The sequence below is a fragment of the Streptomyces sp. NRRL B-24484 genome (assembly GCF_000717715.1).
Classification (GTDB): Bacteria; Actinomycetota; Actinomycetes; order Streptomycetales; family Streptomycetaceae; genus Kitasatospora.
Map to the genome: position 1 here is coordinate 1 of NZ_JOAI01000063.1, position 23,442 is coordinate 23,442.

Annotated in this window: 20 protein-coding genes; 4 read left to right on the plus strand and 16 right to left on the minus strand. The window is 72.1% G+C overall.

The genetic code is table 11. From position 1 onward, the window contains the following. The coding region (locus IE98_RS0137235; RefSeq protein ID WP_043176034.1) for a cbb3-type cytochrome c oxidase subunit I at positions 1–912 on the minus strand (912 nt) is incomplete at its 3' end. Positions 913–1,270: 358 nt separating this feature from the next. On the opposite strand from IE98_RS0137235, the gene IE98_RS0137240 reads away from it, so the two are divergent. Next, complete coding sequence (locus tag IE98_RS0137240) at positions 1,271–2,404, plus strand: PP2C family protein-serine/threonine phosphatase (protein WP_030276543.1); 1,134 nt, start codon at positions 1,271–1,273, stop codon at positions 2,402–2,404. Positions 2,405–2,476: 72 nt separating this feature from the next. Here IE98_RS0137240 and IE98_RS0137245 read toward each other — a convergent pair whose 3' ends face one another. The 5 genes from IE98_RS0137245 to IE98_RS0137265 all read right to left on the minus strand — a co-directional run bounded on the left by IE98_RS0137245 (position 2,477) and on the right by IE98_RS0137265 (position 7,363). Beyond that, entirely contained in the window at positions 2,477–2,929 is a 453-nt protein-coding gene (locus tag IE98_RS0137245) for a MaoC family dehydratase (RefSeq protein WP_030276544.1), read from the minus strand. 22 nt (positions 2,930–2,951) lie between these two features. Then, the gene (gene fabG / locus IE98_RS0137250; protein ID WP_030276545.1) at positions 2,952–3,707 is read right to left on the minus strand and encodes a 3-oxoacyl-ACP reductase FabG; all 756 of its coding nucleotides are present in this window, start codon (positions 3,705–3,707) and stop codon (positions 2,952–2,954) included. A 4-nt stretch (positions 3,708–3,711) separates the two neighbouring features. Beyond that, a complete protein-coding gene (locus IE98_RS0137255; protein ID WP_106976817.1) occupies positions 3,712–4,398 on the minus strand; it encodes an HAD family hydrolase in 687 nt (228 codons plus the stop codon). Next, a complete protein-coding gene (locus tag IE98_RS0137260; protein WP_030276547.1) occupies positions 4,395–5,612 on the minus strand; it encodes an acetyl-CoA C-acetyltransferase in 1,218 nt (405 codons plus the stop codon). Before IE98_RS0137260 ends, IE98_RS0137255 begins: the two co-directional genes overlap by 4 nt. A 224-nt stretch (positions 5,613–5,836) precedes the next feature. Further along, positions 5,837–7,363 (minus strand): long-chain-fatty-acid--CoA ligase, encoded by a 1,527-nt coding sequence (locus IE98_RS0137265; RefSeq protein ID WP_030276548.1) that lies wholly within the window; start codon positions 7,361–7,363, stop codon positions 5,837–5,839. Positions 7,364–7,572: 209 nt separating this feature from the next. Here IE98_RS0137265 and IE98_RS0137270 point away from each other — a divergent pair, with 209 nt between their 5' ends. After that, the gene (locus IE98_RS0137270; RefSeq protein ID WP_052391476.1) at positions 7,573–8,217 is read left to right on the plus strand and encodes a TetR/AcrR family transcriptional regulator; all 645 of its coding nucleotides are present in this window, start codon (positions 7,573–7,575) and stop codon (positions 8,215–8,217) included. A gap of 27 nt (positions 8,218–8,244) precedes the next feature. On the opposite strand, the gene IE98_RS0137275 is transcribed toward IE98_RS0137270, so the two are convergent. Beyond that, on the minus strand, positions 8,245–9,402 hold the full coding sequence (locus IE98_RS0137275; protein WP_030276552.1) for an acyl-CoA dehydrogenase family protein: 1,158 nt from the start codon (positions 9,400–9,402) through the stop codon (positions 8,245–8,247). A gap of 226 nt (positions 9,403–9,628) precedes the next feature. Between IE98_RS0137275 and IE98_RS0137280 the strand changes: the two genes are divergently transcribed. Then, positions 9,629–10,852 carry a PucR family transcriptional regulator gene (locus IE98_RS0137280; protein ID WP_030276554.1) on the plus strand — a complete coding sequence of 408 codons (1,224 nt, stop codon included), beginning with the start codon at positions 9,629–9,631 and terminating at the stop codon, positions 10,850–10,852. 114 nt (positions 10,853–10,966) lie between these two features. Here the strand turns inward: IE98_RS0137280 and IE98_RS0137285 are convergent, their stop codons facing one another. The 5 genes from IE98_RS0137285 to IE98_RS0137310 form a co-directional block, all read right to left on the minus strand. Further along, on the minus strand, positions 10,967–12,799 hold the full coding sequence (locus IE98_RS0137285; protein ID WP_030276555.1) for an alpha-keto acid decarboxylase family protein: 1,833 nt from the start codon (positions 12,797–12,799) through the stop codon (positions 10,967–10,969). Further along, positions 12,796–14,904: a flavin monoamine oxidase family protein gene (locus tag IE98_RS0137290; RefSeq protein WP_078661614.1), complete on the minus strand. Its 2,109-nt coding sequence runs from the start codon at positions 14,902–14,904 to the stop codon at positions 12,796–12,798. The genes IE98_RS0137285 and IE98_RS0137290 overlap by 4 nt, the downstream gene beginning before the upstream one ends. Positions 14,905–15,894: 990 nt before the next feature. Further along, positions 15,895–16,389 carry a universal stress protein gene (locus IE98_RS0137300; protein WP_043176032.1) on the minus strand — a complete coding sequence of 165 codons (495 nt, stop codon included), beginning with the start codon at positions 16,387–16,389 and terminating at the stop codon, positions 15,895–15,897. A gap of 190 nt (positions 16,390–16,579) precedes the next feature. Next, positions 16,580–17,008, minus strand: coding sequence for a hypothetical protein (locus IE98_RS45445; protein ID WP_052391477.1), 429 nt, complete (start codon positions 17,006–17,008; stop codon positions 16,580–16,582). 79 nt (positions 17,009–17,087) lie between these two features. Then, entirely contained in the window at positions 17,088–18,035 is a 948-nt protein-coding gene (locus IE98_RS0137310; protein WP_030276564.1) for an alpha/beta hydrolase family protein, read from the minus strand. Positions 18,036–18,206: 171 nt separating this feature from the next. Here IE98_RS0137310 and IE98_RS0137315 point away from each other — a divergent pair, with 171 nt between their 5' ends. After that, positions 18,207–18,806: a TetR/AcrR family transcriptional regulator gene (locus tag IE98_RS0137315; protein WP_030276566.1), complete on the plus strand. Its 600-nt coding sequence runs from the start codon at positions 18,207–18,209 to the stop codon at positions 18,804–18,806. 141 nt (positions 18,807–18,947) lie between these two features. On the opposite strand, the gene IE98_RS0137320 is transcribed toward IE98_RS0137315, so the two are convergent. Genes IE98_RS0137320 through IE98_RS0137335 form a run of 4 tightly spaced genes read right to left on the minus strand, consistent with a single transcriptional unit; the run spans position 18,948 to position 23,419 of the window. Beyond that, positions 18,948–19,964 (minus strand): 3-oxoacyl-ACP synthase III family protein, encoded by a 1,017-nt coding sequence (locus IE98_RS0137320; protein WP_030276569.1) that lies wholly within the window; start codon positions 19,962–19,964, stop codon positions 18,948–18,950. After that, a complete protein-coding gene (locus IE98_RS0137325; protein ID WP_234443831.1) occupies positions 19,961–20,668 on the minus strand; it encodes an SRPBCC family protein in 708 nt (235 codons plus the stop codon). Before IE98_RS0137325 ends, IE98_RS0137320 begins: the two co-directional genes overlap by 4 nt. Then, on the minus strand, positions 20,640–22,403 hold the full coding sequence (locus tag IE98_RS0137330; RefSeq protein WP_234443832.1) for a thiamine pyrophosphate-binding protein: 1,764 nt from the start codon (positions 22,401–22,403) through the stop codon (positions 20,640–20,642). Before IE98_RS0137330 ends, IE98_RS0137325 begins: the two co-directional genes overlap by 29 nt. Continuing rightward, complete coding sequence (locus IE98_RS0137335) at positions 22,400–23,419, minus strand: GlxA family transcriptional regulator (protein ID WP_199923032.1); 1,020 nt, start codon at positions 23,417–23,419, stop codon at positions 22,400–22,402. Before IE98_RS0137335 ends, IE98_RS0137330 begins: the two co-directional genes overlap by 4 nt. Positions 23,420–23,442 lie beyond the last annotated feature (23 nt).

Sequence of the window (23,442 nt, forward strand, 5' to 3'; positions counted from 1 at the left end):
CCACACCGTCACGGACAGACCGGCGATCGCGATGGTGGCCGCGATCAGGCCGGAGTAGCCGAACATCGGCTTGCGGCTGAAGACCGGGACGATCTCCGAGACGATGCCGAAGAACGGCAGCGCGATGATGTAGACCTCGGGGTGGCCGAAGAACCAGAAGAGGTGCTGATAGAGGATGGCGCCGCCGTTGGCCGCGTCGAAGACGTGCGCCCCGAACTTGCGGTCCGCCTCCAGCGCGAGGAAGGTCGCGGCGAGCACCGGGAAGGCCAGCAGCACCAGCACGCCGGTCAGCAGCACGTTCCAGACGAAGATCGACATCCGGAACATCGTCATGCCGGGGGCCCGCATGCAGATGATGGTGGTGATGAAGTTGACCGAGCCGAGGATGGTGCCGAAGCCGGAGAAGGTCAGCCCCATGATCCACATGTCCCCGCCGATGTTCGGGGAGTGCACCTGGTCGGAGAGCGGCGGGTAGGAGAACCAGCCGAAGTCGGGCGCGCCCTGCGGGGTGAGCAGGCTGGCGACGACGATCAGTGAGCCGAACAGGTAGAGCCAGTAGGCGAACATGTTCAGCCGGGGGAAGGCCACGTCCGGGGCGCCGATCTGCAGCGGCATGAACCAGTTGGCGAAGCCCGCGAACAGCGGGGTCGCGAACATCAGCAGCATCGCGCCGCCGTGCAGCGTGAACAGCTGGTTGAACTGCTCGTTCGAGACGATCTGATTGCCGGGGCGGGCGAGTTCGGCGCGCATCACCAGGGCCATCACACCCGCGACCAGGAAGAAGGCGAACGACGTCCCCAGGTAGAGCGTCCCGATCTTCTTGTGGTCCGTGGTGGTGAGCCACTGCACGAGAACTCTGCCCCGTCCCCGTGGCTGCGCACTCACCTCTGCCGTTTCCGTCCCAGCGGTCATCGGTTCAGCACTCTCCTCGCCCTTTTTGCCTCGATCGTCACCATCATGGTGGAGTCGGGCCGCTGCGCACGGTGAACGGCCGGTGGATCCGTGTCGGTAACACCCGTTTGCCGTCGGTCCGAGCTGCCCGACGTGCCGCCCGGCGTCTCGGCGGCGCACCCGGGAGCCGTCCTGCGCCCGGTGCCGCGACCTGATCGCCGAGTACCGGGAGAGCCGTGGGCGGGAGCGGGGCCGAGCGGAACGGCCGCTGACCGGGGCCGTCGGCAGCCCGTCGTGGTGTACGCCGTACGGGCGGCCTGCCGCGAAGCCCGTACGTACCGGATGCTCCGGCCCCCGGGCGCGGCGCATTCTTGAGGGCATGGACGTCGAACGGCGCTCGGGCGGCGAGAGGCCGTGGGGTCGGGTCCCGGCCCTGGTGCTGGTGCCCGTCGGTCTCCTCGTGGTGCTCGTCGTGGTGATCACCCGGTCGCCCGACTCGGTCCGTCTGGGACCGCTGCTCGTGATCGCCCCCGCACTGACCCCGTCCTTCGCCGGGCCACGGGTGACCGCCGCCGTCGCCGTGCTCACCGTCGCCGCCGGTGTCCTCATCGCCGTCCTGCGCGGCGGCCTGACCACCGGCTACCACCCGGCGCAGCTCGCCGCACTCGCCGCACTGTCCCTGATGATCGTGGTCTTCGCGGTGGTACGGGAGCGCCGCGACCGGCAGCTCGCCCGCGCCCAGTCGGTGGCCGAGGCCGCCCAGCGCGCTCTGCTGCGCCCGATTCCCGAGCGGATCGGCCCGCTGCAGATCGCGACCGTGTACCTGGCCGCCGAGCACGAGGCGCAGATCGGCGGTGACCTCTACACGGCGACCCGTACGGACGGCGGGGCGCGGATGATCGTCGGGGACGTCCGGGGGAAGGGCCTGGCCGCCGTCGGGGAGTCCGCCCTGTTGCTCAGCGTCTTCCGGCTCGTCGCCGCCGAGCACGCCACGCTGCCCGACCTCGCCCGGACACTGGACCACAACGTCAGCCGGTACCTGCTCGACTTCGCCCAGACCGGCGGGGAGATCGCCGAGCACTTCGTCACCGCGCTGTTCCTGGACATCCCCGACGACGCCCCGGTGGCCCGCATGACCAACTGCGGACACCCGCCACCGCTGCTGCTGCGCCACGGCCGCGTGATCGGACTCGACGGCGGCGGTAGCGCGCCGCCCCTGGGCCTCGGTGTCCTGGCGGCCGCCGACTACCCGGACGACGCGTTCCCCTTCGAGATCGGGGACACGCTCCTGCTCTACACCGACGGCGTGGTCGAAGCCCGTGACCGTTCCGGTGCGTTCTACCCGTTCGCGGACCGGGTCGCCCGGTGGGCCGGCAGCACGCCGGAGGCGCTGGTCAACCACATCCGCCGTGACCTGCTGGCTCACGCCGGTGGGCGGCTCGGCGACGACGCGGCCGTCGTCGCCGTCCGGCGTACGGACGGGTCCGAGCACCGCCTGCACGGGCTGCTGTAGACGGCCCACCGACGTGGCTGGCCGGTCGGTGACCAGCGCGTCGGTCTCCGTGGCCGTCTGCGGTCGGGGCGATCAGGGCACCAGGACGCTGACGGTCTCCACGACGCAGGCCGGCTTGTCGCCGCCCTCCACCTCGACGGTCACCCTCGCCGTCGCCTGGTGGCCACCGCCGCCGGGCACCACCGACAACAGCTCCACCCCGGCGCGCACGTTGGAGCCCACCGGGACGGGGGACGGGAAACGGAGCTTGTCGGCCCCGTAGTTGACGCCCATGCTCAGCCCCTCGACCCGGTACACCTGCCAGACCAGCATCGGCACCAGGGACAGTGTCAGATAGCCGTGCGCGATGGTGGAGCCGAACGGACCCTGCGCCGCCTTCGCGGGGTCGACGTGGATCCACTGGTGGTCGCCGGTCGCCTCCGCGAAGGTGTCGATCTGCTGCTGGGTGACGGTGTGCCAGTCGGAGTACCCGAGGTGGGTGCCGGCCGCCTGCGCGAGCTGTTCGATGCCGTGGAAGGTCTTCATGTGCTCTCTCCTCGTTCTCTGCTCAGTCCTGCGGCCCGCCGGCGACGTAGAGGACCTGGCCCGAGACGAACCCGGCGCCCTCGCCGGCGAAGAAAGACACCGCGTGCGCGATGTCCTCGGGCCTGCCGGTACGGGCGACCGGGATCTGCATCGCTGCGGCCGCCTTGAACTCGTCGAAGGTCATGCCGATCCGGCGCGCGGTCTCGGCCGTCATCTCGGTCTCGATGAACCCGGGGGCGATCGCGTTGGCCGTGACGCCGAACCTCCCGAGCTCGATGGCGAGCGTCTTGGTGAGGCCCTGGATCCCGGCCTTGGCCGCGGAGTAGTTGGCCTGGCCGCGGTTGCCCAGTGCGGAGGTGCTCGAAAGGTTGACGATTCGGCCCCAGCCGGCCTCGGTCATGTGGCCCTGGACGGCGCGGGTCATCAGGAACGAGCCGCGCAGGTGCACGTTCATGACCGCGTCCCAGTCGTCGGCGGTCATCTTGAACAGCAGGTTGTCGCGGGTGATGCCGGCGTTGTTGACCAGCACGGTGGGCGCGCCCAGCTCCCTGGCGATCCGGTCCACGGCGCCCTGCACGCCCGGCTCGTCCGCCACGTCCACGCCGACGGCCAGCGCCCGGCCCCCGGCGGCCTCGATCTCCTCGACGACCGGCTTGCAGGCCTCCTCGTCCAGGTCGATGACCGCGACGGACAGGCCGTCGGCCGCGAGCCGCTTCGCGACGGCTGCTCCGATGCCGCGGGCCGCTCCGGTGACGACGGCGGTACGAGTGGTGTTCATTGTGTCAACTCCGCTTCGAGTCATGGGGGTTGGTGGCAGGGGCCGGGAGCGGCCGTCGGGACAGGCCGGGGACCAGGTCGGCGAGCGCGGCCCGGGTGGTGCCGGCGTCGGTGTGGAGCAACGCCTGCATGCCGACCGCGCGGGCGCCGAGCACGTTCGGCTCGGCGTCGTCGACGAACAGCGCCCGCTCGGGCGGCACTCCGAGCAGGTCCAGGGTGAGCCGGTAGATCGGGGCCAGCGGTTTGCGCAGGCCGACCTCTCCGGAGATCACGACGGGATCGAAGAGCGGGTCGATCCGCTCGCGCGGGTAGGTGTTGCCCCAGCTGTTGGACAGCAGGGCCACCCGGATCCCGAGGTCGCGCAGCTCACCGGCCAACCCGAACATCGCCGGGTCGGGCCGCATCCCGGCGAACAGGCGGGCGAGGACGCCGGCCGGCTCGACCGGCGCGCCGTGGACCGTGACCAGTTCGGCGGCGAGCAGTGCGTCGAACTCCTCGATCGTCAGCTCGCCGGTCTCGAGCCGGTGGACGGGGGTGCCGTCCTCGGCGTCGCGGGACAGCCAGGCCCTGAGCGTCCGGGAGAAGGACTCCGGCCGGATGCCGTCGGCCTGCAGCCATGCCGCGATCGAGTTCCGGACCGGGCCGGTGAGGACGCCGCCGTAGTCGAGGACCACGGCCTCCACGGTGGTCACGAGAGCCGCTCCAGCACCATCGCCATGCCCTGGCCGCCACCGACGCACATGGTCTCCAGGCCGAACTGCTTGTCGTGCCACTGCAGCGAGTTGATGAGGGTGCTGGTGATCCGGGCGCCGGTCATGCCGAACGGGTGGCCTACGGCGATGGCGCCGCCGTTCACGTTGAGCCTGTCCTCCGGCACACCGAGGTCGCGCGCCGACGGGATGACCTGGGCGGCGAACGCCTCGTTGATCTCGACCAGGTCGATGTCGCCGATGGTCAGGCCGGCACGCGCCAGGGCCTGCTTCGAGGCCTCGACCGGCCCCAGGCCCATGATCTCCGGGGACAGCGCCGAGACGCCCGTGCTCACGATCCGCGCCAGCGGGGTGATGCCGAGCTCCCTCGCCCGGGTGTCCGACATGACGACGAGGGCGGCGGCGCCGTCGTTCAGGGGGCAGCAGTTGGCGGCGGTGACGGTGCCGTCGGGGCGGAAGACGGGCTGCAGCTGGGAGACCGTGTCGAGGGTGACCCCGGCCCGTGGCCCGTCGTCCTCGGTCACCAGGCTGCCGTCGGGCAGGGTCACCGGGGTGATGTCGCGCTCCCAGAAGCCGTCGGCGATCGCCTTCTCGGCCAGGTTCTGGCTGCGCACGCCGAAGGCGTCCTGTTCCGCGCGGCTGATGCCCTTCAACTGGGCGACGTTCTCGGCCGTGTGGCCCATCGCGATGTACGCGTCCGGGAGCAGGCCCTGTGTGCGCGGGTCCACCCACGCCCGGCCGCCGGCGGCGAACTGCTCGGTGCGGGCCTCCGCCTCGGCGAAGAGCGGGTTCCTGGTGCCGGGCAGACCGTCCGCGTTGCCCTGGGTGTAGCGGCTGACGGTCTCCACACCGGCGGATATGAACACATCGCCCTCGCCCGCCCTGATCGCGTGCAGTGCCATCCGGGTGCTCTGCAGGCTGGACGAGCAGTAGCGGTTCACCGTGGTGCCGGGGACGGAGTCCAGTCCGGCGAGGACGGCGACGACGCGCGCCATGTTGAAGCCGGACTCGCCGGCCGGCTGGCCGCAGCCGAGCACCAGGTCGTCGATCGTCCCCGGGTCGAGCTGGGGCACCTTGTCGAGGGCGGCCCGGACCATCCGGACGGTGAGGTCGTCGGGGCGCAGTTCCTTCAGCGAGCCCTTGAAGGCCCGGCCGATCGGCGAGCGGGCAGTGGCAACGATGACGGCTTCGGGCATGGCTTTCCCTTCGTCACTTACTAAGCGCTTGCTTAGCTCTTCAGGCTGCAGCAGTGCGACACGGGCGTCAACCGGCCCGATTCGGCGGCCCGGTGTGGACCGCGTCACACGCCGGGCCGCCGGCCGCGGCAGTGGCCGCGACCGCCGAGAAGCGTTCTCGCGGCACGAGGGCGTGCCGCAGCTCCGCCGCGGCACGGATCGACCGCGGCGGAGCGACGGGTGGTTCACGACCCCGCGCGGAGTGCCTTCTTGAGGATCTTCCCGGTCGGTCCCTTGGGCAGTGCGTCGACCAGGCGCACCTCGCGCGGGTACTTGTATGCGGCGACCCTGTCCTTGCAGTAGGCGGCGATCTCCTCCGGTGTGGCCGACGCGCCGGGCTTGAGCGCGACGTAGGCCAGGACGTCCTCGCCGAGCCTCTCGTGGGGCCTGCCGACGACGGCCGCCTCGGCCACTGCCGGGTGCGTGAACAGGACCTCCTCCACCTCGCGCGGGTAGACGTTGTAGCCGCCGCGGATGATCAGGTCCTTCTTGCGGTCGACGACGAACAGGTATCCGTCCTCGTCGGCGTAGGCGAGGTCGCCGGTGTGGAACCATCCGTTCCTGAACGCCTCGGCGGTGGCTTCGGGCCTCTTGTAGTAGCCCTTCATGACGTTGTGGCCGCGGACGACGATCTCGCCGACGTGGTCGGGCCCCGGTGGCAGCTCCTCGTCGTTCTCGTCGACCACCCGTACCTGAACGCCCCAGATGGGCCTGCCGATCGAGAGCACCTTCCGGGCCTCGGCGCTGGTGTTGAACGTCGTGGTGCTCGCCGTCTCCGACAGCCCGTAGCCCTCCAGGACCACGACGCCCGGGAACTTCTCCTCGAAGGTGCGGATCACTTCACCGGGGATCGCGGCTCCGCCGGAGACTCCGACCCGCAGCGAGCCCAGCTCCCGGCCGGAGGTGTCGGCCGACAGGAGGGCGACGTACATGGTGGGCACGCCGGAGAAGACCGTGCAGCCGTGTCGCTCGACGGCGTCGAGCACCGACTCCTGCTCGAACCGGGGCACGAGGACCATCGTGCCGCCGTACCGCACGCAGGCGTTCAGCACGCTCGACAGCCCGAAGACGTGGAACAGCGGCAGCACCGCCACGGCGATGTCGTCCTCGCGGAAGCCGAACAGTTCTCCGGCGACGGTGCAGTTCATGTAGAGCTGGAAGTGGGTGAGTTCGGCGCCCTTCGGCCGGCCGGTGGTGCCCGAGGTGTAGAGCAGCGCGGCGGTGTCGTCCGCATCGGTCGGCTCGATCTCGCCGGTGTCCTCACCGGAGCAGAGCTCGTCGTAGTGGACCGTGCCCGCCGGCAGCCCTGCGCCGCTCGGCGAGGTGACGACGTACGTCGTGACGCCCGCCACCTGCTGTGCGCCCCTGAGCGCCTCGTCGGCGAACGACTCGAAGGTCACCAGCAGCTTCGCGTCGGAGTCGTCGAGGTGGTAGGCGATCTCGGGGGCGCGGAGCAGCGGGTTGAGCGGGACCATCGTCAGTCCCGCCTTGAGGATCCCGAAGTACGTGAACAGGAACTGCGGCACGTTGGGCAGGTGGACGGCGACCTTGTCGCCGCGCTCCAGTCCGAGGGCGCGAAGGCCGTTCGCGACGCGGCCGGAGATCTCGTCGACCTGCGCGTAGCTGAAGGACGTGTCCGCGAAGTGGCACATCGGCTTGTCCGGACGGGCCTGACGCGACTCCCGGAGCATGGTCGCGAGGTTGAAGCTCATGAGGGCACTCCCGAGGGGATGGGTGCTGTGCGGCCCGGGTGGGCGGGGGCGGCAGTCGGCGGTCCCGGAGGCGGCAGTGGAGAGGGGCGTGGGCGGTCGCCTGCGGTGTGAGCGTGTGACGGAGGCTATGACCCCCATCGGTGCTAAGCAAGCGCTTAGTAAGTATTACTGGCCGGTAGTTTCCGCGGCGCGGTTGATAGGGTCGGCGCATGCGTCGGAGCGAGGGAAGATCTGCGTCCACCCCGGCTGCTCCCGCGGACGAGCTGTGGCCCGACGTCCAACCGGAGACCGCCCGCCGGCTGATGGCGGCCGGCCTCGAGTGCTTCGCCCGGCAGGGCTACCACGCCACCACCACGCGCGACATCTCCGCGGCGGCGGGGATGAGCTCGGCGGCGCTCTACGTCCACTTCCCGTCCAAGGCCGCCCTGCTCTTCGAGATCGTGCGGAGCGGCCACGAGCAGATCCTCGCAGTGGTGGACCGGGCCGTCACGGGGGCCGGTGACCCGGTGGTGAGAATGGGCCGGCTGGCCCGGGAGTTCACCGAATGGCACGCCCGCCGCCACGCCGTGGCCCGGGTCGTGGCGTACGAGCTGAAGTCCCTGCCCGAGGACGACTACCGCACCGTGGTGGACCTGCGGCGCAGGATCGAGCACCTCACGCAGGGACTCGTGCGCGAGGGGATCGAGGCCGGTGTGTTCGAGGTCCGCGACGTGCAGGCCGCCGGCCGCGCCGTGCTCTCGCTCGGCATCGACGTCGCACGCTGGTACGAGGACCGCATGCGCACCTCGCCGCGGGCCCTGGGGCAGCAGTACGCCGACCTCGTCCTCCGCATGCTCGGCGCCGACCCGGCGTAGTCCCGGCCGCGGGTGGGCCCGCTGCGGTCACAGGCCCATGGACTTGGCGATGACCGTCTTCATGACCTCGCTGGTGCCGCCGTAGATGCGGAAGACGCGGTTGTCCGTGTAGAGGCGGGCAATGGGGTACTCGAGCATGTAGCCGTAGCCGCCGTGCAGCTGCAGGCACTTGTCGACGACCCGCGACGCCGTCTCGGTGCAGAAGAGCTTGGTGGCGGCGGCGTCGGCGGAGGTGAGTTCCTGCTGCTCGATGAGGTCCAGGGCCCGGTCGCAGAGGGCCTGTGCGGCGGCCACCTCGGCCGCGCACTCGGCGAGGACGAACTTGGTGTTCTGGAAGCCCGAGACGGGCTGCCCGAAGACCTTGCGGTCACGGGTGTAGGCGAGCGCGAAGTCGATCGCGGCCGCAGCGGCGGACACGGCGGACACGGCGATGCCGAGACGCTCGGGAATCAGGTTGTGGGCGAGGTACGCGAACGCCCTGCCCTCCTCGCCGAGCAGGTTCTCCACCGGCACCTTGACGTCGGTGAAGGACAGTTCGGCGGTGTCCGAGCTGCGCAGGCCGATCTTCTCCAGCTTGCGGCCGACCGCGTAGCCCTCGCTGCCGGTGTCCACGCACAGGATGGACAGGCCGCCGCGGCGGTCGTCCGCCGGGGCCGCAGAGGTGCGGCAGACCACCAGCATCAGGTCGGCGAGGACACCGCCGGTGATGAAGGTCTTCGCGCCGTTGAGCACGTAGTGGGTGCCGTCCTCGGACAGCACCGCGGTGGTGCGGATGCCGGCCAGGTCCGAGCCGGTGCCGGGCTCCGTCATCGCGATCGCCGTCATCATCCGCCCGGAGACGAAGTCGGGCAGCCAGCGCTTCTTCTGCTCGTCATCGGCGAACTCGAGCAGGTACGGCAGCACCAGACCGGTGTGCACGCCGGAGCCGCCGAAGGACACGCCCGCGCGCATCAGCTCCTCGACCACCACGGCCTGGTACTTGAAGCCGCCGACACCCGAGCCGCCGTACTCCTCCGGGACCTCGATGCCGAAGACCCCCAGGTCGCCGAGCTTGTGGTAAAACTCGCGCGGCGCGTGGCCGGCGGCCTCCCAGGCGTCGTAGTGGGGTACGACCTCGTGGGCGATGAAGTCCCGGATCATCTCCCGGAAGTTCTCGTGGTCCTCGGTGTAGACGGAGCGCTGCACTGCCTGTCCCTCCTCTGCGCCCGGGTGTCCGGGCGGCCGCCGGTGGTCTTCGCCGCGGGGCCGCGCGAGGCGGCCGACGGCGGTTTCCGGCGGCCCTGAGCTGCGGTTCTGTCCTGCGACGCGCTCAACCTAGGGTGCGGGCCCGCGCGTGGCCAGGTGCATCCGCACAAGACATCGGTCCATGGGTGTGCAACCTGCCCAACGTGGTTCGGGCTAGCCTGTGACCATGAAGGACGGCTGGGCGGCGCCCGCGCCCGATGTGGCGGAACACATCCGGGCGACCGCGGAGCGGATGCAGGGCACGTTGGACGAGCTGCTCGCCGAGATCGGCCAGCAGTTGGCCCCCGACACGCCGGAGGCGCCGGCCGACCCGGTCATGGCCCAGGAGATCGCCGCGAGCAACCGGGACACCGTCGGGCGCTGGGTACGCGCCAACCGACTCCGTCCCGGCCGCCCGGTTCCCGCCGACCTGACGGCGCAGATCCTGGACGTGGCGCGCGACATGGTCCGACGCGGCGTCGACGAGCGCCATCTGGTCCAGGGCTACTGGCGCGGGCACAACCTGCTGTGGCGGTACTGGATGCGTGCCGCGCTCGCCGAGCCGGCCCCACCGGAGGTGCTGGCAGCCTCCCTCGACCTGGCGGCCCGCTCCATGTCCCGGTTCGTGGACCGCACCCTGGCCGGCGTCCAGAAGCACGTGGAGCACGAACGCGACCAGCTCGTCGGCGGCATGCCGGCCCGGCGGCTGGAGACCGTCAACCTCCTGCTGCAGGGCGCGCCGATCGGCGAGGAACGGGCGAGTGCGCGCCTCGGCTACGACCTGCGCCGGCGTCATCTGGCCCTGGTGCTGTGGCACGCGCCCGGCGTGGCGGAGCAGGGCGAGCTGGAGTCCGCGGCCGATGCGATCGCCGAGGCGGCCGGAGCACGGCGGCCCCTCACCGTCGCCGCGGGAATCTCGGTGCTGTGGGCCTGGATCGCGGTTCCCGGGCGGGTGGACACCGAGGTCCTCGCCGAGGCGCTCGCCGCCACGGGCAGCAACGCCCGTGCGGCCGCCGGGATGCCGGGTGACGGTCCCACCGGTTTCCGGCTCAGCCACCAGCAGGCGCTGACCGCCCAGCGGCTGACGTTCCGGATGCACCAGCCGCCCCGTCTCACCGCCTACGAGGACGTCCAGGTTGTCGCCATGGCGGCGCACGACGAGGACCAGGCACGCGAGTTCGTCGCCGCCACGCTCGGTGGGCTGGCCGACGCGTCCCCCGAACTCGCCCGGACGCTGCGCGTCTACCTTCAGGAGGACTGCAACGCCGGCCGCGCCGCGCGCCGGCTGTACACCCACCGCAACACGGTCCTCAACCGCATCGCCCGCGCCGACGCCCTGCTGCCCAGGCCGCGTCCCGGACGCGGGCTGCAGATCGGCCTCGCACTGGAGCTGCAGCACTGGCTCGGGTGACACGGACACGGGTGCGGCGGGCAGGACGCCGTGCTGTCCGACGGGCGGAGGGCCACCGCACCGTCCGGCACGCACCGGCCCCCGTCGGGGACGGGGGCCGGTGGATTCGGGCGGCTACGTGCACCTCTCGTCGATCTTGTACTGGAGCGCCTTCGGGTAGTCGTGCCGGCTGAGCCGGACGCGCGCCAGGATCGGCGCGTGGTTGAGGTCGTTGCCGGGATCGGCGAGGTCCCGCAGGAGCGAGTCGAGCTCGGCGTGGGTGGTGAGCTCGAACCCGTGCATCCGGTCCTTGTCCGTGCCGAAGACCTCGGCCAGCTTCTCGTAGCGCCACGGGTGCAGCACGTTGTAGAAGTCGGCCCCGTTGGACGGCTTCTCCTTGTAGTAGCAGGGGCTGACCAGCATCTGCTCGATGCCGTAGAAGCCCTCGTTGTCCAGGACGAAGACCACCGGCCTCAGATGGTGACGCACGTGGGTGGACAGCTCCTGGCAGATCTCCTGGAACGAGCCGTCCCCGACGAACACGAGCGGGCGCTTCATCGGCTGCTGCCGTCCCAGCGCCACGCCCGTGGCCGCGCCGACGGAGTAGCCGATGGACAGCCAGCTGTTCTGCGCGAGGAAGCCGGCCCGCTCGGTGATCCGCAGGTTCATCGAGCCCAGCAGCGCGAACGCCGCGTCCGAGACCACCGTGAACGGCGAGGGGGCCTGTGGGTCGCCACCGGTGGCCCGGTGCTCCAGGAAGAAGTTGATGTGCTGGAAGAAGCTGTCGTAGGTCAGTTCGGGCGGGTACCGGTCGGTGCTCAGCGAGTCCAGGAACTCGGCCGTGCTGGCCGGGACGTCCAGGCCTGCCGCGTGCGCCAGCGCGAAGTGGTCGGCGGGGAAGGTCCGTCCAGCCAGCGCGTCGCGCAACGCCGTGATGAACCGGCCGAGTTGGACATCGGGGAAGTATCCGGCACCGACGCTGACGCCGTCGCGGGCCGCGACGATCCAGTCGTCGCCGATCGACTGCTCGCCGCCGAGGTTCTTGGAGGTGGACCAGATCCCCAGGCCGATCCGGCACCCGGCGTTCTTGAAGGTCGTCCGGATCTCCGGCAGGCTCGCCCTGCCGTTGTAGACGCCGGCGAACAGCGGGTGCCGTTCGGACACCACGGACTTCGCGCCGACCGTGGTGCAGAACTGCATCCGGGTGGTCTGCACGAACTCCAGCAGCTCGTTCTCCAGCCGCCGGCGGACGAGTTCCTCACCGGCCCAGACGATCGGTGTGCCGAACTTGCCGATCAGCTCCACCGCTGCCGTGACGGCCTTCTCCAGCATCTCCTCGTTGCGCCGGGTGAACGGCCGCTCGTGGGCGCGGAGCTCACCCTGCGGAGGCTCGCACGGCGCGTGCCAGAGGTCCTCCATGACCTCCAGGTAGACCGGCTTGCGCTCGGTCAGGCACGCGGTGATCGCGCTGTCGATCTGCGAGGGGGCGAGTCCCGGGTTGGAGAGCACCTGTGCGTCCACCGTGACCTGCCGGTAGACCTCCAGGTTGCTCTCCCGGCGCGGGCTCATGTGCGAGGTGAGCAGGCCGACCGCCTGCTGGTTGAGCCACTGTTCGTAGGACGGCGCCGCGTTGATCGCGATCAGTGGCACGTCCTCGACGTAGGCGCCGCCGATGGTGTTGAGGAGGCTGAACGCACCCACCCCGTAGGTCACCGCCACGGCTCCGACGCCCTGCGCGCGACCGTCCGGGTCGGCGTCGGCGGCCCGCACCCGGGCGTAGGCATCCGCGGCGTAGCCGCCGCCCATCTCGGTCGGGGTGCCGACCCAGCGCACGGCCGTGGTGGCCTGCATGATCGTCAGGAACGGGCCGAGGAAGTCCCCGGGCACCCCGAACAGGTGCCGGATGCCCAACTGTTCGAGCCTGGTGGCCAGGTAGCGGGCCACCGTCCATTCGCCGTCGCCGCTCATCCGCGCAGTGCCTCCCGCCGGCTCTCCCGCCGCAGCCGGACCTCGGGCCGGATCTCCGGTTCCGCCGGGGCCGGCGGCGCCGGTGCCTCGTGCACGGCGACGGCCGCCCGGACGGCGGTCTCCACCGCGCCCTCGATCCAGGCGTGCTTCAGCGAGACGTGCTCGCCGGCGAAGTGCACCGGGCCCTCCGGCTTCACCACGTCGAGGTGGAAGCTGGTCATCTGGTGCGGGGTGTACACCGCCGCCTCGCCGAAGGCGTACGGGTCGCGCAGCCAGCTCTGGGTCTTCCCGTAGCCGGTGTAGAACACCTCGATCCGCCGACCTTGCACCGACTGGAGGTTGCGCAGCGCGTAGACGTACCGCTCGTGGTCCTCCATGGAGTCCCAGCGCACAGCGTCGTCCGACCAGCTGTAGCTCGCCAGCACCACCCCGCCGCCGTCGCCGTCGGGCACCGGGTGCGAGGGGTAGTACATGAAGCGGTTCGGGTTGTCGGTGGTCGAGCCTCCGCCGAAGCAGTCGGTGGCGGGGCGCACGCTCGCCCGGAGCAGCGGGGTGTGCCGGTACACCTCCCGCTGGGCCCGGCTGATCCGGCGCTCGTCCACGCTCGGGTGCGCGCCGAGCAGCACCTCGGGCAGGTCCCGCGGGGGGCGGTGGCCGTTCTGGGCGGCGGCCACGGCCGCCTCGGCGTCGTCCTCGCCCGCCCGCTGGTAGTACTCGTACAGGCCGGGTGCGATGGAGTCGAGTTCGACCTTCCAGTCCGCCTCGGTGAACTCCCACCACCGGCGGGAGAACTCCAGCAGCACCTTGGTGGCCTGGTCGTAGTGGGTCTCGATGATCGCCCGGCGCTTCTTGTAGGAGAACGGCGGCGTCACCTGGACGAACCGCAGCGCGGAGAACGGGACCGTGACGATCGCGAAGTCGCCCTTCCAGACGGTGGGTTCGGCCTCCGGGTCGTCCTCGGGGACGGTCTCGACGGCGACCTGCGGCCCGACCGGGCCGACGCTCCGGGCTCCCCCGCCGTCCCGGCGCGGGTCCCAGTACTCCATCCGGATCATTCGCTCGCCCATCCGCAGCTCCTCCCGCAGCTCCTCGGCGAGCGCGTCGGGCAGCTTCGAGCTGCCGCCCACGATCTCCCAGTACGTGGCGTTCGGGTTGATGTCGCTGCGGCCCAGGAAGGTGTGGAAGAAGGCCAGGTGCAGCCGCGAGGTCATGTTCTCGATCGTGCCGATCGCCTCGATCGCCTCGTCGCTGAGGCCCGCGTACTCGCGCAGGAAGCGGCCCATCGAGTATCCGTCGAAGTCGCGGATCACCCGGGCCCAGCCGTCCAGCCACTCGGCGAACGGCTTGTTCACCCGCTTGCCGTCCCTGATCACCGAGTAGTAGTCGCGGACCGGCTCCAGGGCCTGGTTGACCATGTCGGCGGCGGTGATCCGCACCTCGTCGCCGGTGAGGTGGAAGCTCTCGTTGACGCAGCTCGGATCGGCGGCGTACTCCTTGCGGCGGGCCTGGACCCGGTTGCTGCGGATCCAGGAGTTGAAGCGTTTGACCGGTTCGCGGAAGTCCGGGCTGTCCGCGCCGTACTTCCAGACCTTGCCGGGTTCGAACGACTCGTAGACCACCGGTGGGACGGGCGCGTTCTGGTTGCCGGTGTCCGGATCGACGTCGACGTTGAAGAACAGCTGCCGTCGCAGGCCCAGGCTGTCGACCAGCGCGAGGGTGAGCGGGTGGAAGCCGGGCAGCCGCATGGCCCCGGCCTCGGCGTACTGCTCCGGGTCGCGGAAGGGTCCGTCGACCGCGTCGCCGGTGGACCGGAAGGTCTTGATCCGCCCGCCGACCCGGCTGGCGTTGGCCTCCAGAATGGTGACGTTGTGTCCGGCGTCCTTCAGCAGCTTGCCGGCGACCAGGCCCGCGATGCCCGCGCCGATGATCAGCACGTCCTTGGGCTCGTCGGTCTCCGGAATGCCGTCCTTGATCAGAACGTCGAGGTAGCGGAGCTTCAGGTCCTTGTCGTCCGGACCGACCAGTAACAGCTCGCGCGCAAGCCGGCGGCAGGTCTGCCAGCGGGCGCGCTCACCGGCCGTGCCTTCGATGACGGGGTTCTCCATGGTGTCTCCTCGGGGATGCCCGGCGGTCAGGGACCGACCGGCTTGTCGGGGGAGGCGCTCGCCCTCGGCGAGGGGTCGCGGCGTGGTGGTCGAAGGTGCCGTCCGCGCGCCCGGTCCCGGCCGTTCGGGCGAGGCCGACGGCCTTGTCGAAGCCGTTGGGGACGTGCGGGGCTTCGGGTCCCGGACGGTGGACTCGGGGGTCGGCCCGTGCAGTCGGACCAGCTCGAACCGCTGCTCCGGTGAGGCGCCGTAGCAGGCGAACCTCAGCCCGCGGGCCTTGCCGTCGTCCGGTCCACGCCTGAACCCCGGCCGTACGGGATGTCCCGGCGCTTCGGCCGGTGGCTCCTCGGCCTGTCGTCGACGATGCCGGCGAAGGCGCGCGGGTGGGTGCGGCGGAGGTGGGCGATTCGGGGGGACGGGCGGGGCCGAGGTCACGCTCGGGTCCTCGCGGTGGGTGACGGGCAGAGGTGATCACAGCACGTGAATTCCTCCGTACCCAAAGTAGCTGCGCCGTCGAGAGTCCTGTCAACCGGAGGGGGGCCTCCCGACGGCCTCACGCAGTGTCACCGGGGGTTCGACCCGGGCGGCTGCCGAAGCCGGAGCCGACTGCGGGGCGCCGGGTCGGGCGGCGCGCCGGCGGTGTCGCGACGTGCGCGGCTTCCCGGACGGGCCGGCCGGCCGGGCGACCCGGGTCCGCAGGACACCGGGAGGCAGAGGGCTCCGAGGCGTGCCACCCTGACCGTCGGAGTCGAGTGCACCCTGCTCGACCGCGCCCCGGTTTCCCGGCGGGGGTGACGGCCTGTTCGTCGGGCCGAGCGCCACCACCGGCTCCTCGGCCTCGTCAGCGCCGACTCCGGGGCGCAGGTGCGCACCCCGAAGGCCTCGTCCGCGGGTTGCCGCGACCTGGCCGCCGATCACCGGGCGCGGCACGGGATGTGGGCCGGTCGGGGTGCGTCCCGACGGGCGCATCGACGGCTCGGACGGCGGCGCTCAGGAGGGTGCTGTGTCGTGTTCCGCCGGGACGACGACGACCGGGAGGCGGGCGTGGTGGACGACCTCGGTGCTGGTCGATCCGAGGGCGAGGCGTCCCCAGGCCCCCGATCCCCGGGAGCCGACCACCAGCAGGCCGGCGTCCTTGCTCGCTTCGAGGAGGACCTGCGCCGGGCGGCCGGGCTCGCAGACGATCTCCACGTCCACGAACGGTTCGCCGAGCTGCTCCTGCAGTTCCCGGACGGAGTCGGTCACGGCCTGCATGACGAGATCGCGCTGCTGGGGGACGGGCTGGCTGTCGGGGCCGGAGGAGACCGTCCATGCGAAGCCGGACTGCCGGGCGGGGGTGTACTCGTACGCACAGACGGCCCGCAGGCCGGTGGCGCGCAGCCGGGCCTCGCGGAGCGCGAAGGTCACGGCGTGCCGGGCCTGGGGCGAACCGTCCGTGCCGACCACGATCGGGCCGGCCGTGGGGCGGGCGGCAGGATCGGTCATGGGTGACCTCCAAGGACTCGGTGCGCGGCGTTGCGTGCGGCCGGCGCGGCCGGTGCGGCCACGGGTCCGGTCGGCCGTCCGTCGCGGGGCGCACTTCTCAGCCTGCCCCGGTCACTCCCCGGGCACCATCGCAGCCGGTGAGCCGTGTCCGGCCGGACACGACCGGTGACCGGCCGGTCGGCGGGGCCCGCTACGGCGCGACCGGTTCCGGGGCCACCCAGCGGAGCGCGTACCAGGAGAGCGCGGCGAGGACCGTCGCGCCGGGCAACTCGGCGCAGTAGGCGAGGACTTGGGCGAGCAGGTAGTCGCGGCCGTGGTGTGCGGACCAGATGTCGAAGTAGGCGTCCATCGCCAGCAGGACGGCGGTGGCGGCGGCCAGGGGACTGGTGGCCCGGTGCCGGCGGCGCACCAGTGCGGCGAGCAGCAGCAGCGCCGCCACCTCCATGACGTCCAGCCAGACCCAGGAGTTGGCGAGGTTGCGCGCACCGAAACGGCGGACCGACAGGCCCAGCACCACGATCCACGGCACCAGCAGGGTCGCGGCCGTCCGCAGCCCGATCGGCAGCCATCGCCGGACGTCCGCCTCGCGGACCGTCGGCAGTCGTCCTGTTCCCGTCACGCGCCGATCGTATCGGCCGGCCGGCCCCGCGCGGGGGTCGGGGACACCGCGCGGGGTCCGTCCGTTCAGCCCCGGCGGGCTACTTGGCCTCGACCCGTCCGACCGGGTCGGGGTCGGCCGCCAGCGCATCGCAGGTGGTCTGCCAGGCCGGGTCGCCGGGGTGGAGCCGGCTGCGGAGGTAGGCGGCGGTGAGCCGCGCGAGGGCGGCGACCCGTCCGGGGTTCTCGTCGGTGGTCTCGGCGGCGTCGTATCCGGCGATCCCGCCGAGTCCGTGCTCCGCCCCGAACAGGGTGAGCAGGGACTTGGGACCGGGGGCGAGGGTGTAGGGGTCGGCGTGCCAGTCCGGGCCCATGTCGGTGAAGTGCCGGGAGTCGTCCTCGTCTCCCGCGACGACCAGGGCGGGGGCGGTCATGGTGGAGAAGTCGACGGCGCCGACGATCGGCCACTGCCCGGCCATGGGCCCGTTGAAGGCGTCGCCGCCCCGGCCGGGTGCGGCGAGCAGGACGCCCGCCTTGATCCGCGGCTCGGCCAGGTGCACCACCTTCCCGGTGCCGGGGTCGGTGAGTCCGGCACCCAGCAGGAGGGCCGCGGTGAACCCGCCGAGCGAGTGTCCCGCGACGGCGATCTCGGTGCGGTCGATCCGCCCCGCGAGCTGCGGCACGGTGCGCTCGACCACGTCGAGCCGGTCGAGGATGCGGCTCATGTCCTCGGCGCGGGAGCGCCAGAAGTCCGGCGCACCGGGGGCGTCGGCAACCAGGTGGCTCAGCGTCCGGGAGGTGAGGTGGGTGGGCTGGACGACGACGAACCCCTGAGCGGCCCACGCGTGGGCGAGCGGGGCGTAGCCGTTCAGCGAGGAGAGGTTGTTCGAGGGGCCGTGGCCGTGGGAGAGCAGGACGACGGGCAGGCCGGTTCCGGAGGCGGGGGCGGAGACGCGTACCTCGAGGTCCACGGGGCGTCCGGGAACGGGCAGGACGAGCGGGCTGTACGACAGGACGGGGACGCGGGGTGTGCGGGTGGGTGTGCTCATGGCGGGGTCTCCTGCGGCGGTGGGTGCCGCGGCCGACGACCTGGTCGGGCGGCGGCGGGCACGGGTGATGGCCGGCTGCGCCCGCTTCGGCTAGCCTGAAGCGGAACGCTGTCCCGTTTACTATCCGGAACATCGTTCCGTTTTGTCAACGGGTGCCCGAGGAGGAGAGCCGTGTCCGCAGAGAGCCCCACGGAGAGGGCGCCCGCCCGCGGGAAGCGGGCCGACGCGCTGCGCAACCAGCAGGCGCTGCTCGCGGCCGCCGCCGAGGAGTTCGTGGCCTCCGGGGTGGACGCGCCGATCCGCCGGATCGCGGCCAGGGCGGGTGTGGGGACGGGCACGATCTACCGGCACTTCCCGACCCGGGCCGATCTCGTCACGGCCGTCTACCGCCACCAGATCGAGGAGTGCGCGGAGGCGGGCCCGGAGCTGCTGGCCCGCGCCGACTCCCCGTTCGCCGCACTGCGGCAGTGGATCGACCTCTTCGTCGACTTCCTGGTCACCAAGCACGGACTGGCCGACGCGATGCAGTCCGACAGCAGCGGCTTCGCCGCACTGCACAGCCACTTCCTCGACCGCCTGCTACCGGTCTGCGGGCACCTGCTCGACGCCGCGGTCGCGTCGGGCGAGATCGGGGCCGGCACCCGGCCGTACGAACTGATGCGCGGCATCGGCAACCTGTGCATCGGCGGCGGAGACCCGCAGTACGATCCCCGACGGCTGATCGACCTGCTCCTGGACGGACTGCTCCTGGACGGACCGCGGCACCCCTGACCGGAGTGACGCCGACGGCGACCGCTCGCCGGACGCCGGCGGGTGCGCACGGGGCACCGGGTGGGCGGGGCGGGTCGGGTCGCCGCCGGACGCCACCGTGCGATGTCCTAGGCGGTCTGGCCCGGTTCGGCGAGCGGGCGCTCACCCGCCACCGGCGCCCCAGCGAACGGCTGCCGCACCCGCGTAGTCGCCGGCGTGCGCGAAGCCGCCCAGCACCACCAGGTCGCCGTCCTTCACCCGACCGGACCGCCGCGCCCGGTCCAGGGTGACGGGGATGGCGGCGCCGAAGAGGTTGCCGCACCGGTCGAAGGTGTCGGGATGCCGGTCTGGCGGAAGTCCCAGCGAACGCCGCCAGTTCTCCAGGAACACACGGTTGGGCTGGTTGGTCACCAGTGCGTCGATCTCCGCGGTGGGGACGCCGATCCGCGCGCAGACCTCGGAGACCAGGTCGGGCACCAGGCGGTTGCCGCGTTCGAGGACGGTACTGACGCTCTCCTCGGTGAAGCCGATCCGCAGCTGGGACCGCCCCGGTTCCCAGTAGCGCCGGCCGTCCTCCAGGACGGCCGTCATGTCCCCACCGTGGGCGCCGATGTGGCGGCCGGCCACGGCCAGCACCGGCGAGGCCGCCGACGTGGTGAGGTAGCCGACGCCGCAGCCGTCCCCGGGGATCGCGGCCTGGGCGAGCCGTCGCACCTCGGACTGGGTGAAGAGCTGCCCGGCGGCGGTCTGTGCGTTGCAGATCAGCGCCGTCCTCGCCTCGGTGGTGCGGAGGATCTGCCCGGCCAGCTCCAGCATGTGGACGAAGGAGGCGCAGCCCGCGTTGGCCACGTCGATCAGCCAGGACGGGTTCAGGCCGAGCCGGCGCGCGACCTCGGTGCCGGCCCCGACGAACGGGCTGTCCGGCAACTGACTGTGCACCAGCAGGACGTCCACCGCCCGGATCTCGGCCCGGCCGTGGCGCTCGATCAGCGGCTGGACGGCCTGCTCCACCAGGTCCACGTTGCTCTCCCCGGTCACGTGGTGCCGCAGCGCCGGGACGCGGAACATCGGGCTGTCCCTGAGCCTGTCCTCCGCCCCCGGGTGGTCGGTGTAGTACGAGGCGGGAACCGGCTCCCCGGGCAGGTGGCCGGAGACGTCGGTGAGGCTGACGGTCTTCACTTCGACCCCCGGCCGGCAGCGGCGACCGCCGAACGCGGCGGCACGCTCACCGGCAGGGAGTTGTGGGAGCGGTGCTCCAGGATCGCCTTGAGGTTGGCCATCTCGATCGTGTGCCCCGCGTAGAAGAGGTCCCAGTACGCGCCCACCCAGGCCCGGTCCGGGCCAGGGGCGAGCTCGGGGCGCGGGTTGGCGTCGTAGTGCGGGTGCCGGCAGTTGGTCCAGGTGATGACGGAACCGGGCCGCCCCAGCACCGGTTCGGCGGGCACGACCCGCATCAGGTAGATCATCCAGAGCTGCTCGCCCTGGTCCCAGGCACAGTGGAAGTCCACCGTCCGGGCCTCGGCGTTGGACTCCACCCGGCAGTAGATCCTGGTCCCGGCCTCCAGCAGGTCGTTCCCGACCCACAGGCCGGGGGTGCCGGCGGGCTCGAAGTTCCGCAGGCTGAACGTCCACTCCTCCAGGTGGTGCCCCTGGCGCAGGTAGGAGTACGCGTCGTCCGGCGGGCAGTCGACGTACTCGTGGATCGTGCAGTACTGCCCGTAGACCTCCTGGTGCGGATGGGCCGGGCGGGTCAGTTCCGCACAGCGGGCCGCCAGGACGGCCGGTGCGGTGTTCTCCACCGTGGTCAGACCGGGCACGCCGGTCGGGCCGGACACCCCGGTCGGGCCGGACGGCTCAGCCGGTGTGGACGGTGCGGCGTTCATGAGCGCTCTCCTCGTGGTCGGCCGGCAGGGTGCCGGCTGCGGTCAGGAAGGGAAGGAACGGGGGGATCTCCGCGGGGTCGACGTCCACGGCCACCAGGGCCGGACCGCTCGTCGCGTTGCCGCGCAGCAGTGCCTGCCGCAGCTGCGGTCCGGTGGCGGCCCGGTGCACGGCCAGGGTGGGGAACATGCCTGCCGCACCGGCGGCGATGTCCGAGGGGAGGAAGAGGTTGGCCGGGTTCGGGGCACCCAGGAACAGCTGCTCGCGGGTGGCACACATGGCGTGGGCGTTGTTGTTGAGGATCACGAAGGTGACGGGAGCGCCGTACTCGAGCGCGGTGTGCACCTCCATGCCGTGCATGAAGAACGCTCCGTCCCCGGCGAGCACGTAGCTGCGCTGCCCGGTGGCGAGTGCCGCCCCGATGCCGGCGCCGAAGGCGTACCCCATGCCGCCCATGCCGACGGCCACCACGAACCGCCCCCGCCGCGTCGCCCGGAGCCGGTGGATCGCGCTGGCTCCGGTGTTCCCGGCGTCCACGAAGACGTGGGCGTCCGGCGGAAGGGCGTCCGCCACCGCGGCCACCGCCGCGGCGTGGGAGAGGCCTCCGGCGCCGGGAGGCGGGGGCGCCAGCGGAACCGGACCGGCGTGCCCGGGGGCGGGACGGACGCCGGCGGCGAGCCGGGAGGCCAGTTGCCGCAGGGTGTCACGCAGACCGCCGGAGAGATGGAGTCCGGGGACGGCCGGGACGAACGGCGGCTCGGGATCGACGCAGATCACGGGGGTCTCGGCCAGGGCCGACTCCAGCCCGCCGCGGGCCAGCACCGGCAGGCGGGTGCCCACGAGCAGACAGAGCTCGGCCCGCCGCAGACAGTCCAGGACGTTCGGATGCCCCATCACCCCGGCCACGCCCGCGAAGTGCTGGTCGTTGTTGTCGAACACGTCCCTGGCGTCCGGGGTGACCGCCACCCAGGCGCCCAACCTCGCCGTCAGGTCGGCGAGTTCCTGCTTCGCCCCGGCCGCGGCGACGCCCTCGCCGGCGATCACCAGCACCCGGGTGGCGGCGCGCAGCCGCTCCGTCGCGCGGTCCAGCCGCACGGCCGGGGTGCGCGGTTCGGGTACCGGGGTGGGCGGTGCCGCCCCGCGGGGTGTCAGGGTGGCCTGCTGGACGTCCTTGGGCAGCAGGAGCACCGCGGGCCCGCGCGGGTGCGAGCAGGCCGCGGCCATCGCCTCGGCGAGCAGTCGCGGCAGTGCGTGCGGATCCTCGACCCGGGCGCAGAAGCGGCTGACCGGCGCGAACAGCCGGTGGGCGTCGAGCGATCCGGCCCGTCCGCTGGTGTCCTGGAAGGCGCCGAGCCCGTCCAGAGCGGTGGGTGGCTGCCCGACGAGGGCCAGCACCGGGACGCGTGAGGCGTAGGCCTCCGCCAGGCCCGGGATCAGGTTCATCGCGCCGCCGCCGGAGGTGGCTGCGACGACGCCGAGCCGCCCGGTGGTGCGGGCGTACCCGTCGGCCATGGTGACGGCCGAGAACTCGTGCTTCGCGACGACGGTGCGCGGACGGCCCCCGAGGAGGTGCAGGGCGTCGTACAGGTCCTCGATGTTCGCGCCGCCGACGCCGAACACCTGCCGGACTCCGTCCTCGGCCAGAGCGGCCGCCAGATGGTCCACGACGCGGACCCCGGCGGCCGCGCCGGCGGCGTCCCCGGACGGGGTCGCCGTCTCCCGGATGTCGGTGGTCACGGGGTGGCACTCCTCTCTGCCGGGCCGGCACCGAGGACCAGACCGGCCGGCGCGAGGGCCTGGAACCGCCGGCGGTACTCGTTCGGAGTGAGCTCCAGCGTCCGGCCGAAGGAACGGAAGAAGGTCTCGGCGGAGGCGAATCCGCAACGGCGGGCGATCTGGCCGACCGGTAGTTCGGTGGACTCCAGCAGTTTCCGGGCCCGGGCGATGCGCATCTGCTCGATGTACTGGCCAGGCGGAGTGCCGACCTCGCGCCGGAACACCCGGGCGAAGTTGCGCACGCTCATGTTGGCGCGCCGGGCCACCTCGGGTACGGGCAGCGGCTGTTCGAGGTTCTCCAGGATCCACTCCTGCGCGGCCCGGATCGGCGGACGGTCGGCCAGCTGGGCCTCCAGGATCGTGCTGAACTGCGACTGGCCGCCGTTCCGTTTGAAGAACAGCACCAGGAAACGGGCCACCTCCAGCGCGAAGGAGGCGCCGTGGTCGGCCTCGACCAGGGCGAGGGCCAGGTCGATCCCGCTGGCCACGCCGGCCGAGGTCGCGTAGGTGCCGTCCCAGACGAAGATCGGATCCGGGTCGACGGCCACCTCCGGGTAGCGTCGGGCCAGCTCGTCGCAGAACGCCCAGTGGGTGGTGGCCCTCCGGCCGTTGAGCAGACCCGCCTCGGCGAGCAGGAAGGCGCCGCCGCAGACGGACACCACCCGTCGCGAGCGCTCGGCCGCCCGCCCGATCCAGGACACCAGCTCCCGGTCGGCCAGTGCCTCGGGGAGGCTCCAGCCGCCCGGCACGACGAGCGTGTCGATCGGGCCCTCGCCCGTCCCGAGCGGCTCGGCCTCGATCACGATGCCCGTGCTGGTCCGCACCCGCGGCGCACGGGGCGAGACGATCTCGATCCGGTACCCGCCCTCCTCTCCGGGACGCCGCCGGTTGGCGGTGTCGAACACCTCGATCGGGCCCGTGACGTCGAGGGCCTGGGCACCCGGGTAGACCACCACAACAACTCGTCGCTGAGACACCGTTACAGCCTGTGTCCGGCCGG